The organism is Vibrio sp. 14N.309.X.WAT.E.F5 (assembly GCF_030397615.1).
GTDB lineage: Bacteria > Pseudomonadota > Gammaproteobacteria > Enterobacterales > Vibrionaceae > Vibrio > Vibrio lentus.
In genome coordinates this window covers 54049-68540 of sequence record NZ_JAPNXR010000006.1, presented here as the reverse complement: position 1 = coordinate 68540, position 14492 = coordinate 54049, and the positions used below count along the sequence as shown (strand labels likewise).

Here is a 14492-nt window from a genome sequence, read left to right as displayed (position 1 = left end):
TTATGCGTAGCCTGAATTTGATTTTCCAGCGTTGGATAACCGATCAATTTAAATCCCAGAAGGTTGCCTATGAGCAATTCTGGAATTGCAGTGGTACAAGGGCTGGCGAGTTTATTTTGTCGGTTTGGTTTTCTTTGAGTTTTGTCTTTTTGAAACCAGTTATTGCAGGTATACCTACATGGAAGCTGCCTTTACATTTGTACCCTCATATCAACTTTGCTGCTCCGAGATTAGTTGATCCTGTTAGGTTTATGATTCAAACGCTGTGGCTTGTTTTTTTTAAGCAGACCCCTTGTGTTCTTGTGTCTAAGAAAGTGACCAAAGCCTTTAGTCAAGTCTCGGCTTGGCTTAAGAAAGTCTTTTATATACCGCTGGATCAAATATCTAAATTGGTTGTTTGGCTAGAGAAAACAGCGGATCAAACCAATGGCTCAGAAATTCGCGAGCGAATGAAAGAAAGTAAATTAGCGATGTTTTTAAACTACACGCTGCTTTTCTTTGTCGTTTTTATCGCGTTGCTCTGTTTTACCGTCCCTTTCGGTTATCAGGCTCAAACTGTATTTATATTGTTGCTCTGGGCTTTGGCCATGATGGTTCGCCGTATGCCTGGGCGCTTCCCAACCATGTTGCTCATTATTCTTTCTGTTACGGCCTCGTGTCGTTATTTGTGGTGGCGTTATTCGTCCACTCTAAATTGGGATGACCCGATAGCTTTGATTCTTGGCGGCATTTTGTTGTTGGCTGAAACTTATTCTTGGATCGTACTATTACTAGGCTACTTTCAGAATATTTGGCCTTTAAGTCGAAAGCCCGTTTCTATGCCCAAAGACCATTCAAGTTGGCCAACTATCGATTTGATGATTCCAACTTATAACGAAGACCTGGACGTTGTTAAAGCAACCGTTTATGCGTCGCTTGGCGTTGACTGGCCAAAAGATAAATTAAACATCCATATTCTTGATGATGGCAAGCGTGACAGCTTTCGAGACTTTGCTAAGAGTGTTGGAGTTAACTATATCCGTCGTCCTACTAATGAACATGCCAAAGCTGGCAACATCAATTATGCATTAGAGCGCACTAGTGGTGAGTATGTCGCAATCTTCGATTGTGACCATATTCCGACGCGTGCTTTCTTTCAGTTGACGATGGGAATGTTCCTTAAAGACCCTAAGCTTGCGTTGATACAAACACCTCACCATTTCTTTTCTCCTGACCCATTTGAGCGTAACTTGTCGAACTTCCGAAATGTGCCGAATGAAGGGAACTTGTTTTATGGTTTGATTCAAGATGGCAACGACCTATGGGACGCTACTTTTTTCTGTGGTTCTTGTGCTGTTTTAAGGCGTGAACCGTTAGAAGAGGTTGGAGGTATTGCGGTTGAGACGGTGACAGAAGATGCGCACACCTCTCTTAGAATGCACCGTCTTGGCTATCGCTCAGCGTATTTAAAGCAGCCCATTTCGGCGGGCTTGGCAACTGAAACCTTATCTGCACACGTTGGTCAACGCATCCGTTGGGCTCGAGGTATGGCTCAGATATTCCGTGTAGATAATCCCCTTAAAGGAAAAGGGCTCAAGCTGTCACAACGACTATGCTATCTAAACGCGATGATGCATTTCTTGTCCGGTATCCCAAGGATAGTGTTTCTAATTGCACCTCTGGCCTTTTTGATACTGCATTCATATGTAATTTACGCTCCGGCGCTAGCTATTATTCTCTATGTGTTACCACATATGGTGCATGCCAGCATGACTAACTCGCGAATGCAGGGCGACCATCGTTATTCTTTTTGGGGGGAGGTCTACGAGACAGTTCTAGCTTGGTATATCGCAAGACCAACTACTGTTGCATTGTTTGCTCCCCATAAAGGTACTTTTAACGTAACGGCTAAAGGCGGCTTAGTCGAAAAGTCTCACTACGATTGGGTAATCTCTAGGCCTTACCTCGTCCTCGTTGCACTGAATATTCTAGGGGCTGGCGTGGGTTTCTACCGTTTAGGTTGGGGGCCGAATGATGAGGTTGGTACGGTCGTTGTGAATCTTGTTTGGACTTTATATAACCTCTTGATCTTGGGTGCTGCGGTTGCCGTAGCGGTTGAGGCAAAACAAGTTCGTAAAGACCATCGAGTAGAAGTCTCGATGCCGGTTGCTGTGAAGCTTAATACAGGGCACCTAATTCAAGCGGAAATGAAAGACTTTTCTCTAGGTGGGATTAGAGTTGAGATTGATGGTGTTGAGGACAAAACCTGTGAGCATTTGCTTGGCCAGTGTTTAGAAGTCGTACTCAAACGTGGTGGACAAGAGTTCGTTTTCCCAATGACCGTTGCCTATGCTTCTAAAGGTATCTTTGGTCTTCAGTTGGAGCAATTGTCTCACCAGCAACAAATTCAATATGTCCAATGTACATTCGCTCGAGCTGATACATGGGCGAAATGGCAACAAGGGTATCAGTCAGATAAGCCGCTATCGAGTATGCGAGCCGTACTTCAGGTAGGGTTTAACGGCTATAAACGTTTATTGAAGCACAGCCCTAAATTTATAAGGGATAGTGTGGATATATTTTTAAAGTGTTTCGAATTTATTTGGTCACTAAGACCACGCTATGTCCCAATCAGGACCCCAAGTCATGCTAAATAATAAAACAATAACAGCGTTAGCTGCACTCTCCATCGCGTGTTTGTCGGGCAACGTTGCTGCACAAACTATTAAACAATATCAGTCAGAAATGTCTGCTGAGGCGTTACAGGTAGATAATAAAAATGCCGCAGTAGTTAAACGCGTCATTCCATTTAGTCAACTTGGCTATACAGGCTCGATTGCGATTCAAGGAAGTGAGGCAAGTGCCTACGTCGGGTTCGGTTCTCGACTTGATGAAGTCGTTTCAAAGGCGACTTTGTACTTTGATATCACTCCATCCCCAGCACTTCTCTCATTGGTTTCACACGTAAAAGTGTATTTGAACAATGAACTGATGGGTGTGACTTCTATCGTTGAAGGGCAGCAAGGGCAAAAGTTGAGTTTGTCGATGCCATTAGATACACGTTATTTCAGCAATTATAACCAAATACGCTTTGAGTTGATTGGCAATACAAAAACAGATTGTGCAAATCCAAATGATTCGAGTATTTGGGCTGAGATAAGTCAAAGTAGTCGAATTGAAATGTTTGTTCAGAAAACTTTGATCAAGAGTGATTTGAGCTTATTACCAGCACCGTTTTTTGATGTTCGTGATTTCAGTCAATTAGATGTACCTGTGGTTATTGGCGATCAATACAACCTTGATGATATCAAAGCAGCTGGTGTACTCAGCTCGTATTTTGGTGCATTAGCGAGTTGGCGAGGAGCACAATTCCCTTTGAGTCTGGATACCTTGCCAAACCGTAATGCAGTCGTGTTTATCACTAATGATAATAAACCTGATTTCTTGCGGGACTTTCCCGACACCGACGGCCCTTACTTACAAGTTATTACTCATCCGACGAATCCTTACGTGAAACTTCTTTTAGTCGTTGGACGTGATAGTGATGACCTGAATACGGCAGTTCAAGGCTTGGCGTTAGGCAACCAAATATTGACTGGACCAATCGCGAAGATTAATGAAGTTAAACAGATAAAATCACGAGTGCCTTATGATTCGCCTAATTGGGTGAGTACCGACCGTCCCGTGGCTCTATCTGAGCTCGTGGAGCAAAAAAGTGCGCTCCAAGTTGAAGGGCGTACACCTCCGCCGATTAGTGTCAGCCTGCGTTTGCCGCCGGACCTCTTCACTTGGCAGAGTCGTGGTATACCGATGGACTTAAATTACCGCTATTCTCCACCAACCGACGATCACTCAGGATCTCGTTTGACGCTAAGTATTAATGATCAGTTTATTCAGGCATTCAACTTAACGACAGAAGGACAAGGTGGTGACTCTAACCGTGTTCGAGTTCCCTTGCTGGATGACAGTTTTTTGAGTTCGGACGACCGAGTAAGAATTCCAGCATTTAAAGTGGGTAGTAAGAACCAAATCGACTTTGAATTTGGCTTTGCTTCTGTGACGGATGGACAATGCCAAGTTACTCAACCTAGTAAGCAGTACGCAGTCGTTGATGGTGATTCAACTATCGATTTTAGTGGCTTCCCTCACTACATCGAGATGCCTAATATGCGTGCATTTGCGACATCTGGCTTCCCTTACACAAGGATGGCTGATTTGTCCGAAACTGCGGTAATTCTACCGAAGCATGCGCCGATAGAAGCACTGCAAACTTTTCTCAATGTTATGGGATCATTAGGCAGCGACTCTGGTTATCCGGGTGTTCAGGTAATGGTGACCGATCAATGGGGTAGTGAATCTTTGGCAGACAAAGACATATTAAGTATTGGCGTTGCTAGCGAGCTTCAAGAGGCTGGCTATGACCCAGAGCAACTTAATCTTGTTATTGAAGCCGGACAGCGCCAAATTCGATTACCAAGTAAAAATGAGCAACAGCTTGGGATGAACTGGATGAACCCTTCCAATGCTAAACAAGACGCAACAGATTATGTTTCAGTTGAGGCTAATGGATCATTTGCAGCGATTTATGGAATGGAGTCTCCATTTACAAGTAATCGTAGTTTGGTATCTATCATGGCAGCGCACCCATCTGATTTTGCGTCAATAGATAGTGCTTTAAGTGATTCCGGTAAAGTACAACATATGTTTGGCTCCTTAATTACGCTCAGGAATGATGAAGTCGCGAGTTACAATGTCGGTGCTCACTACTATGTTGGTGAGTTACCTGTTTGGCAGTTAATTTGGTATCACTTTTCTAGTCACCCGATTCTTATTGCCTGCTTTGCCGCGTTGATGATGGTTATTGTAACTATAGTGCTGTGGAGAGTATTGCGTCAGGTCGCAGCCAAGCGTCTAGAGAAAACTGAGGGGGATGAACAATGAAAAAGTTAATCTTATTGCTATCGCTATTGATATCTCCTCAACTTATGGCTGCTACGTGTGAGTGGGCTCAATGGAGCAATTTTAAATCGACATATATTGATAGTGGTCGAGTAATTGATGGTAGTGATGAGCGTTTAATTACCACATCTGAAGGTCAGTCTTATGCTCTATTTTTTGCGTTGGTAGCTAATGACCAAAAAGCGTTTGAGCAAGTATTGAACTGGACTCAAACAAATTTAGCGGGTGGCGACTTAACTGCAAGGTTACCCGCTTGGCTGTGGGGAGAGAGAGTCGATGGTCAATTTGGCATACTCGATGCAAACCCTGCATCAGATTCTGACTTGTGGATTGCTTATGCGTTGGGTGAGGCGGGGCGCTTGTGGGATAACTATTACTATCAATCTTTAGGGCATTTATTAGCCGCTCGTATATTGAGAGAAGAGTCGGTTCAACTTGCTGATGTTGGCACTATTTTACTTCCAGCGCCTAAGGGATTTGATCTCGGTGATGATGGCTATCGTTTGAACCCTAGCTATGTTCCTTTACAGCTGATTGACCGTATGCAGGAACTCTACCCACAATACTCGTGGGATTCGATGTACCAATCAAGTGCTTTAATGCTTGATCAAACATTGGCGAAAGGTTTTAGCCCTGACTGGGTGACTTTAAACGGAAAACAATTTACCGAAGATAAAGTCACGGGCTCTGTTGGGAGTTATAACGCAATTCGCACTTATTTGTGGGCGGGTATGCTCAATGAACAGAATCAACATAAAGCACAACTCGTTAATAGAATGCAGCCATTTGCTTCAGCGGTTAAACGGTTGGGAGCACCACCACGTGAGGTTGATACAGTAACCGGCAAGTATTCTCAAAAAGGAAGCGCAGGGTTTTCAGCCGCCGCATTACCATTACTTGCTTCGATGGACAATTCAGAACTACTTGTAGCACAGGCTACTCGGGCTAAAAATGAAGTAGTGACTGGTAAAAACAACCATTACTATGACAACGTCTTGAGCTTGTTTGGTCTTGGTTGGCACAATGAGCGTTTTAGATTTGGCGAACATGGAGAGTTGCAACCAGCATGGAGTAAGCAATGTCAGTAAGAGTAGGTTCTTATTGGCTAGTACCCCTTGCTATTGTGGTGAGTGGTCTTTTTTCTGTCGGTACGGCTAAGGCGATAGGCGTGAATTCAGCGCCTCTATCCAAGGCTCAGCTCGATCTTGTTTATCAACCTGTGCAACTTGTTCAGTTTTCTTCTTCACTTGCTAGAGTTGATTCTGTGGAATGGCTAGTCAACCAACTAAAGCTTGCTGATGCTATCGGTCGCGACGATATTGTAGAAAGTACTCTACAGAGGTTGTTTGCTATTGAAAGAGCCAACCTATCAGGGCTTTATTATCAAGCAACGATGTTCTTGAAGCGTAAGCAGCCGGAACTGGCTGAGCAAAGTTATCAGCGCTTAAAAGATATCGCCCCAGATTCCTCACAAGCACGCTCTTTGTCTTCAATAATGGCCCTTCAAGGTGAAAAAAGAGGCGATTATCAGCGAGCTAAGTTATTGGCTAAATCTGGCCGCTACACAGAAGCTATTAAAGCTTACCAAATCATTTTCCCTAACGGTATGCCTTCAGCTGCTCTTGAACTTGAGTACCTGCAACTGCAAGCCAATTTGGATGATAACTGGAGTAAAGTGAAGATTGGACTTGAACGTCTCAATGTTGACTACCCAGGAGTTCCTCAATTTCAGCTTGCATTGGCTAATCATATACGCAAAGACAATCCGAGCGACCCTTGGATTTTGGATACTTATCGACAACTAGCGTTGGCACCTGTTGTGGGAACGAGCGCGGCTACTTCTTGGTTAAGAGCCTTAGAACAGCTGCCCATATCAAAATCAGTGACCGAGCAATACGCAATTCTGGCGAGTTACTATCCTTCAGATTTAGAGATTCAAAAAGCAAATCAAACGGCGAAGGAACGATGGAAACTAGAACAGGAATTACGTAAAGATCCTACTTACCTTGCAAAGCTGAAGGGATTAGAACTCCTCGAATTAGGCAAAACAAATCAAGCAGAAGCTCAGTTACGTTATGCGCTCACTACTCGTCCTAAAGATCCAGAGATTTTAGGGGGGATGGGTAAGGTTTACCTGCGCAAGGGACAACAAGAAAAAGCACTAGAGTATTTTAAGCAAGCTCAACAATTGGACAAAAATCCAGATACCTCATCCAAATGGGCTACGCTGGTTGAAACATCTCAGTATTGGGCATATTTAGATCAAGGTGATCTCCAGTTAGCAAAAGGCGAACGAGGCAAAGCTGAAAGTCTCTACCGTAAGGCGTTAGTACTTGATAAAACACAGCCATATGCATTTGTTGCACTCGGTGCTCTCTATCTCGAGCAGAAAAAATATTCGTCGGCAGATAAAGCATATTCCCAGGCTTTAGCACTAGATAAATTGAATGGTTCAGCATTGCGGGGGCGACTTGACGTCAAGATCAATCAAGGGGATTGGGATGGATCTCGAGAAGTCGCAAATAGCTACTCATCAACTCAGCAGCAAGTTGTTGAAGATAAGATTAGTAGTATCGATTCTGAGATCATTCTTATTCGCTTAAGAAACGCAATTGCTAACAATGATGATAAAGCTATGGTTGAGTCAGTTGAAGCTCTTATCCAATTAAACCCTAGTTCTCCTTGGCTTAGATTGGACATCGCTGGCGTTGTTCGTTCTATGGGAAATAAGCCTCGTGCGGATCAGTTGATGGAAGATTGGGCAAAAGATGCCTCTGATCCTGAAATGAGGTTTGCTTATGCACTTTATCTTGCACAGAGCTTTAGAGTTAATCGAGCTATAGCTGAACTGGAAAGTATCCCAAAGCAACAAGTAACCAGCTCAATGCAGAGAACCCTTACCAGGTTAAAACTAGACTCTAAGCTCCAAGGTATTGAAACGCGCTATCAAGAATCCCCTTTAGCAGTCTCGGATCTGTTGAAGGGATTAGAAGTACAGTATCAAGGTCAGGTTCAGCCTTTGTCTCGCATTGCCGGGGCTTGGATCGACGTTGGTGAATCACCAGAAGCTGAGAGAATCTACCGTAGCATCGAACCTTCTTCATTTATTTCTACTGATGAGCAACTGGCTTATGGTGGGCTGATGGTAAGTTTGACTAAATTTGAAGATTTTGATGCTTGGTTTGACGAACTAACCCCTAGTTTTGAAACTCAAGGTTTTAGTGCGTCAGAGTTTTTGCAGTTTGATGAACTAAGAACACGCCGTATTTTGGCTGAGGCTGACTTAATGCTAGAAAATGAAAGCTTAGATCGGTCTTTAGAGCTTTACAGCAGGGTCTCGTCAGAATCTGAACCTTACAAAACCCAAGCTCAAATTGGAATGTTACGTGTCAGCGCATTAAATGGAGATAAAGAGGTCTATAACCAATATCATCCCATCTTAAAGCAAAAGGCTGACTTCTTAACGGCATCACAATTGATGACCACGGCGAGTATATTTAATCAGCAAGGACACGTAGATGACGCGAATCAGCTCAACGCATTACTAGATAGCAAGGCAGATGCGGGTGTGCTCGAATACCGAGACGGTATGGCAATTGCGATGGAAAATGAACAGTGGCTATTAGCTGAAGAGAGAGCCTATCAAGCACTGAACAGTGACCGAATTGAGAAAGCAGAACGACAAAGCCCTGCAGAAACGACGACTCCTACGTTGCGAGAGTTGTACAATAATAGTGATGATTATTGGTTAACACGCAATGTGAAGTCGGATTTAGATACATTACATGACCGTAGTGATGGCCACATACTTATTGGTTGGGATTACAGTGCTCGTGATGGTCAAAATCAATCGAATCAAGTCCCGATTGAAGCTAGATTGCCAATTGAAGAGTGGGACGGTCATTTGTTACTTAGAGCAGACTATGTATCAATAGATTCCGGAGAGCTCGAATATTATGAAAAATCATCGAATTCATCAGGCGAACAGTTCCAAGATAGCTCATCGGGTTTAGCTTTGGGGGTTGGTTGGCAAGCTAAAAACTGGAGTGCTGATATCGGTACTACACCAGTAGGTTTTGACCACACGACTTGGGTTGGGGGTGTCAGTGTTGATGGTGACTTAGGACAGTTTGGCTGGACTGCAGTTGCCTCTCGTCGTCCAGAAACGAGCAGTACACTCTCTTACGCGGGAATGTCAGTTCCTTCCGGTACTTCCGATATAGAAGGAACTAAGTGGGGTGGAGTTGTAAGAACGGGAGTCAAGTTTAATACCAGTTGGGATATTGGGGGGCCTTATGGTTTTTGGAGCAGCCTTCAATATCACACGCTAACGGGTGAAAATGTCGAGGATAACAATCGACTTGGCGTTCTTGGTGGTGCTTATTACAAGTTGACCTCTACTGATCACGAGCGTTTGAGTATCGGAACAAACCTGATTTATCTTGGGTATGATAAAAACCTTGGTGAGTACTCGCTTGGCCATGGTGGCTATTACAGCCCGCAAAGTTATCTGTCGATTTCGTTACCCGTCAATTACTACGGTCGATACGACAACACTTGGTCATATTTATTAAGTGGCTCTATTTCCAATTCATGGACGCAAGAAGACGCGCCTTATCTGAGCCCAAATGGTACGTCTGAATCGGGTGGGGGTTTTGGTTCATCTTTTCAAGCGGCTGTTGAAAAACGCGTGAGTAAGCGTTGGTATTTAGGTGCATTACTGGATTTACAGCGCTCGGAGTTTTACACACCAAACCATTTTATGCTCTATGCCAAATATACATTCAATGATCGTTGGCAGCCTATTGAATTCCCACCGGCGACACCGATTCTGTATAGTGATTTTTATTAGAATCAATGGCTAGGAATCAAGGTGACTTTAATGAGTCGCCTTGATTTCGAATAGAATACTTTACGAATAAAGGCCTCATATTAAGTTCCTTCTATCAGCCTTATTGTTAGCTCTGAAGGCAGCTGATTGTTATTGGTATATATGCAGTCAAACTGCTCCAGTGACGCCACCTTTAGCGCAGCAAAGCGTCCCCATTTACTGGCATCCGCGACAAGCCAGCTTTCACGGCTGTTCTTGATAATAGATTTTGAAAGGTCGGCTTCAACTTGCTCATGTTCCATGGCGAAATGGCTGTCTGTTACTGAGCCACAACCACAAATACCAATGTCGGCTTCAAAATCGGAAAAGAAGTGGACCACGCTACTTCCCACCATGTCTTGATGCTCTCTTCGAAATAAACCGCCCGCTAAGTACACTTCAATCTGCTCGTTTGCTTCGAGGATTCGAGCGACTTGCAGGTTATTGGTGATCACTCGCAATGCTGGCTTCGCTAATAAGTACTGTGCGATACGAGTGACGGTCGTACCAATGCCCATCATTACCGTTGAACCTTCAGGTATCGCGTCTGCAACAGCCTTGGCGATACTGTCTTTCATTTCTGATTCAACGCCAGCGCGGAATCGATAGCTGGTGTTGGTCAGTGTTGTCGGTAAGCTCACGCCTCCATGCACTCTTCGTGCTAAACCTTGCTCGCATAAGTGGTTGACGTCACGACGAATTGTTTGAGTCGTGACCGAAAATAGCTCGGCTAAATGATCAATCTGTACGTCTTGATTCGCTTTAAGCGTCGCGAGTATTTGTTTTTGGCGGTGGTTCAGTTCCATAGAAGCTCACTAAAATTTATTTGGTACGTCGGTAATGATGTTATCAACACCTAGGTTGAGGTATTTACTCGCCAGTTGTGGGTCGTTTAGCGTCCATATTTTAAGAACCGCACCTGAACCTTTGATCGCTTTCGCCGTTTTCTCATCAAGAACTCGGTGGTCAATATGAATGCTGTAAAGGTCGAGCGATTTAAGTGATTCAAGGCTGAAATCATTCCATACTTCGCAGATGAATCCTCGCCTAACCTCGGGCATTAACTCTTGGCACTGACTTAGTGCATCCTTTTTGAAGCTTGAGATGAGCAGTTTTTCACTAGGGAAGTTCTTTTGCTTTATCAGTGCAATAACTTGGTCAACTAAAGGTTTTATCGCCTTATCGTTATATATCTTGAGCTCAAGGTTCAGAGTTAGATCGAGTTCTAGGCACTTGTCTAGCGCTTCACTTAACGTCGGAATAGTTGTTCCCGCGAACTCACTACCAAACCAACTGCCAGCATCTAACGTTTTGAGAGCGGTTAAATCTAAATCTGCAATATTCCCAGTCCCATTAGTACAGCGGTCTACCGTTCTATCATGAAAAACCATAGGGATACCGTCGGCACTGAGCTGGGTATCAATTTCAACCCAACTTGCGCCTGCTTTCGCTGCTTGTTCAATACTGACTAGCGTATTTTCTGGTGCTAAAGAAGCGGCACCGCGGTGGCCTGTAATCATAATGCATTCTCGATGTTCATTTGAAAATTTAGGGGACATTAGCTTTGTTTTATTACAGATTTATTATCGATTGACTATATCAACCGATTTTAACTGAGAACTAGTTAAAAGAAGTCGGTTAGAGTTTATACAATAGTGAGACCTTATCCTCAATGTGTTCAAGTGGCTAAGATAAATGTTCATATGAATGTAATAATTCACTTACATACTCTACGAAAACTTAATAACACCCTCTATATTTAGAAAAGATAGCCACGATAAGGTGATTAAAAATGAAAAAGCTATTAGGTACAGTAATTATGGCGGCAACGTTACTTGTTGGTTGTGGTGAAGCTGACAAGGCCGGAGCGGACGCTAAAGATGAGCCGATCAATATAAACATGAGCCTTGTGTTCACTCAGAACGAGTTGTTAACCCAAGAGCTCATCAAAGCAACCGATAAAATACGCGAAAGAACCGAAGGTTCGGTAAATATTAAAGTTTTTCCTGGTGGTCAATTACCGGTTTACAAAGACAACTTGGAGCAAGTCGTGAACGGCGCAAACTGGATTGCTGTTGAGGATTTAACCTACCTAGGCGATTACGTACCAGACTTCGCTGCACTGGCAGGCCCAATGTTGTACAACACGTATGATGAATATTTAGCGATGATGGACACTGAATTTGTCGCGGGCTTGAAGGCTAAAGCTGAAGAGAAAGGCATTAAAGTATTGAATGCAGACTACATGTTTGGGTTCCGTCACATGATCACTAATAAGGAGATTGTGAACTCTGAAGACATGAAAGGGATGCGTATCCGTGTTCCACAAAGTCAGTTGTTTATCAGCACGCTTTCAGCAATGGGCGCGGCTCCAGCTTCTCTGCCATTCCCAGAAACCTATGCAGGCGTTCAACAAGGTGTTGTTGACGGCCTTGAAGGTTCAATCCTGACTATGTACTCAACCAAAATCTATGAAGTAGCGAAGAATATGTCTTTGACTAAACACTTCCTAGGCACGGTTGGTATCTACATTTCACCGACTCTTTGGGACAAGTTTACGCCAGAGCAACAGCAAATCATCAATGAAGAGCTAGAAGCGGGCGCTGAATCTAACACTGCAGAGCTGGTTAAGCTAGATGTTGAATACACTCAAAAACTTGAAGAGCTAGGCGTTACGTTTAATGAAGTGAACTCTGACGAGTTTAATGAGTTGACGGCTGATGTGTACAACCAGTTCCCAACATGGAGCGAAGGTATACACGCAACGATCATGAAAGAGTTGGAAACGATTCGAGCTGCACAGTAATTGTGCGAATGTAGATTAATTTGTTAATGAAGACGGCCTGATTTCCTTCAGGCCGTTTTATTCCTGAAGTAACCGACGTGATGTTGGGTATTTCATTGGAGAAGTCTTTTGTTTTTATTGAAAAATATTGAAGAAATCCTCGCCTCTATTGCTATTTCGATTACCGTTTTGGTTGTCATCATTAACGTCGTTTTACGTTATGGGTTTGGATTTGTTGTCCCTTGGAGTGAAGAACTCTCGGTTATTTGCTTCATATGGGCTGTCTATTTAGGCATTAGTTCCTGCTATAAGCATAAGCTTCACATGGGTGTTGATGTGGTGGTTGCCATGCTGCCTGAAAAAGCCAAAATCCCGTTTAGATTATGTGTTTCTGTTTTCCTACTGGTTCTGAACATCTTGATGGCCGTTCTGAGTTATCAATACTTGATGTTATCTAACAAGGTAACACCAGTGATGGGCATGTCATATTTTGCTATCAATGGTGTGTTGTTACTTTGCTTCTCATTGATGGCAATCCACACGGTTCGATTCATCGTCAGCGATGTTGCTTCTCTAAAGCGCTCTTTTAAGTAGGTACGATTCATGGAAAGCTATCTTCCAATCCTCATTCTTTTTGTTCTGTTTCTATTGAATATACCCATTGCGTTTTCATTGATCGCGTCAGCAATGGTGTACTTTTTATTTATCAATGACTCAATTCCCGTCAGCTTGGTAATGCAGCGCTTTATTAGCTCGACAGAGTCGTTTCCATTGTTGGCCATTCCGTTCTTTATCATGGTTGGTTCGGTGATGAACTATGCGGGGATCAGTAAAAGCTTATTGGCTTTTGCAGATTCAATGATTGGTCATAAAACGGGCGGTCTTGCGCAGGTTAATGTGGCGTTGAGTACACTAATGGGTGGCATATCTGGCTCTGCGAATGCCGATGCCGCGATGCAATCAAAAATCCTTGCCCCTGAAATGACTAAGCGTGGTTATGATTTGCCATTTACAGCTGCAGTGACGGCTGCGTCATCAAGTATCAGCCCTGTTATTCCACCGGGTATTAACTTAATCATCTTTGCGCTGTTAGCGAATGTCTCAGTTCATCAGATGTTTATCGCGGGTTATGTTCCTGCCTTTTTGATGGCGTTATCGCTGATGGTGACAATCGCGTTTATCGCACGTAAGCGTCGTTATAAGCCTTCTCGTTCTGAGCCTGCTTCTGCGAAAGAGCGTTTTCATTACTTTCTAAAAGCGATTCCCGCGTTACTGATTCCATTCGGCATTATTCTTGGTATGCGTTTTGGTTTGTTTACACCGACAGAAGCGGGTGCAATCGCAGTATTGCTTTGCGCGATTATTGGTATTTTTGTCTATCGTCAGCTTGGCCTGCGACATATCCCGTTAATCATGCGTGAAACGGTGCAGGGCACCAGTAGTGTGATGTTCATTATTATCGGAGCGATGGTCTTCGGTTACTACATGACGCTTGAGCAAATCCCGCACAATGTTGCGTCTGCTTTGATAGAACTTACTGATAACAAGTTACTCTTGTTGCTGTTGATCAACGTGTTGTTGCTCGTTGTAGGGATGTTCATCGAAGGTGGTGCCGCGATGATCATCTTAACGCCATTGTTGCTTCCGGCTGTGCTTAACTTAGGCGTAAACCCGGTGCACTTCGGCATAATCGTGATCGTTAATATTATGATTGGTGGTGTGACGCCACCGTTCGGTTCGATGATGTTTACTGTATGTTCCATCTTGAAGGTTCGTATGGTCGACTTTGTAAAAGAAGTAGTGCCTTTGCTACTCGCTTTGTTGTCGGTGTTGATGTTGCTGACTTTCTCTGAAAGTTTAGTGATGTTTTTACCGAATTTACTTTAACACTAATAAGTT

General features: G+C 43.6%; 9 protein-coding genes. 7 read left to right on the top strand and 2 right to left on the bottom strand.

Features of this window, described 5'->3' with window-relative positions:
• The first annotated feature begins 2 nt into the window (after positions 1-2).
• From bcsA to OW495_RS09055, 4 genes are read left to right on the top strand one after another with little or no spacing between them, the layout of a single operon-like run.
• Positions 3-2636: a UDP-forming cellulose synthase catalytic subunit gene (gene bcsA / locus OW495_RS09070; protein ID WP_065103284.1), complete on the top strand. Its 2634-nt coding sequence runs from the start codon at positions 3-5 to the stop codon at positions 2634-2636.
• On the top strand, positions 2626-4920 hold the full coding sequence (gene bcsB, locus OW495_RS09065) for a cellulose biosynthesis cyclic di-GMP-binding regulatory protein BcsB (protein ID WP_102298860.1): 2295 nt from the start codon (positions 2626-2628) through the stop codon (positions 4918-4920). Before bcsA ends, bcsB begins: the two co-directional genes overlap by 11 nt.
• Entirely contained in the window at positions 4917-6026 is a 1110-nt protein-coding gene (bcsZ, locus tag OW495_RS09060) for a cellulose synthase complex periplasmic endoglucanase BcsZ (RefSeq protein ID WP_102298858.1), read from the top strand. The genes bcsB and bcsZ overlap by 4 nt, the downstream gene beginning before the upstream one ends.
• Positions 6017-9790 (top strand): cellulose synthase subunit BcsC-related outer membrane protein, encoded by a 3774-nt coding sequence (locus tag OW495_RS09055; protein WP_102298856.1) that lies wholly within the window; start codon positions 6017-6019, stop codon positions 9788-9790. Before bcsZ ends, OW495_RS09055 begins: the two co-directional genes overlap by 10 nt.
• 80 nt (positions 9791-9870) lie before the next feature.
• Here the strand turns inward: OW495_RS09055 and OW495_RS09050 are convergent, their stop codons facing one another.
• Together OW495_RS09050 and OW495_RS09045 are read right to left on the bottom strand one after the other, a co-directional pair.
• On the bottom strand, positions 9871-10614 hold the full coding sequence (locus OW495_RS09050; RefSeq protein WP_065103286.1) for a DeoR/GlpR family DNA-binding transcription regulator: 744 nt from the start codon (positions 10612-10614) through the stop codon (positions 9871-9873).
• A 9-nt stretch (positions 10615-10623) separates the two neighbouring features.
• Positions 10624-11328: a glycerophosphoryl diester phosphodiesterase gene (locus OW495_RS09045; protein ID WP_065111073.1), complete on the bottom strand. Its 705-nt coding sequence runs from the start codon at positions 11326-11328 to the stop codon at positions 10624-10626.
• 272 nt (positions 11329-11600) lie between these two features.
• On the opposite strand from OW495_RS09045, the gene OW495_RS09040 reads away from it, so the two are divergent.
• From OW495_RS09040 to OW495_RS09030, 3 genes are all read left to right on the top strand, one after another.
• Entirely contained in the window at positions 11601-12614 is a 1014-nt protein-coding gene (locus tag OW495_RS09040) for a C4-dicarboxylate TRAP transporter substrate-binding protein (RefSeq protein WP_076668874.1), read from the top strand.
• 108 nt (positions 12615-12722) lie between these two features.
• Positions 12723-13187, top strand: coding sequence for a TRAP transporter small permease (locus OW495_RS09035; protein WP_065111075.1), 465 nt, complete (start codon positions 12723-12725; stop codon positions 13185-13187).
• 9 nt (positions 13188-13196) lie between these two features.
• A complete protein-coding gene (locus OW495_RS09030; RefSeq protein ID WP_065103290.1) occupies positions 13197-14480 on the top strand; it encodes a TRAP transporter large permease in 1284 nt (427 codons plus the stop codon).
• Positions 14481-14492 lie beyond the last annotated feature (12 nt).

What these genes read in the sequence shown, in the direction of transcription:
- bcsZ (WP_102298858.1), top strand. Translation starts at nt 4,917, where the DNA reads ATGAAAAAGTTAATCTTATTGCTATCGCTATTGATATCTCCTCAACTT.
- bcsB (WP_102298860.1), top strand. Translation starts at nt 2,626, where the DNA reads ATGCTAAATAATAAAACAATAACAGCGTTAGCTGCACTCTCCATCGCG.
- bcsA (WP_065103284.1), top strand. Translation starts at nt 3, where the DNA reads ATGCGTAGCCTGAATTTGATTTTCCAGCGTTGGATAACCGATCAATTT.
- OW495_RS09050 (WP_065103286.1), bottom strand. Translation starts at nt 10,614, where the DNA reads ATGGAACTGAACCACCGCCAAAAACAAATACTCGCGACGCTTAAAGCG.
- OW495_RS09045 (WP_065111073.1), bottom strand. Translation starts at nt 11,328, where the DNA reads ATGATTACAGGCCACCGCGGTGCCGCTTCTTTAGCACCAGAAAATACG.
- OW495_RS09040 (WP_076668874.1), top strand. Translation starts at nt 11,601, where the DNA reads ATGAAAAAGCTATTAGGTACAGTAATTATGGCGGCAACGTTACTTGTT.
- OW495_RS09030 (WP_065103290.1), top strand. Translation starts at nt 13,197, where the DNA reads ATGGAAAGCTATCTTCCAATCCTCATTCTTTTTGTTCTGTTTCTATTG.
- OW495_RS09055 (WP_102298856.1), top strand. Translation starts at nt 6,017, where the DNA reads ATGTCAGTAAGAGTAGGTTCTTATTGGCTAGTACCCCTTGCTATTGTG.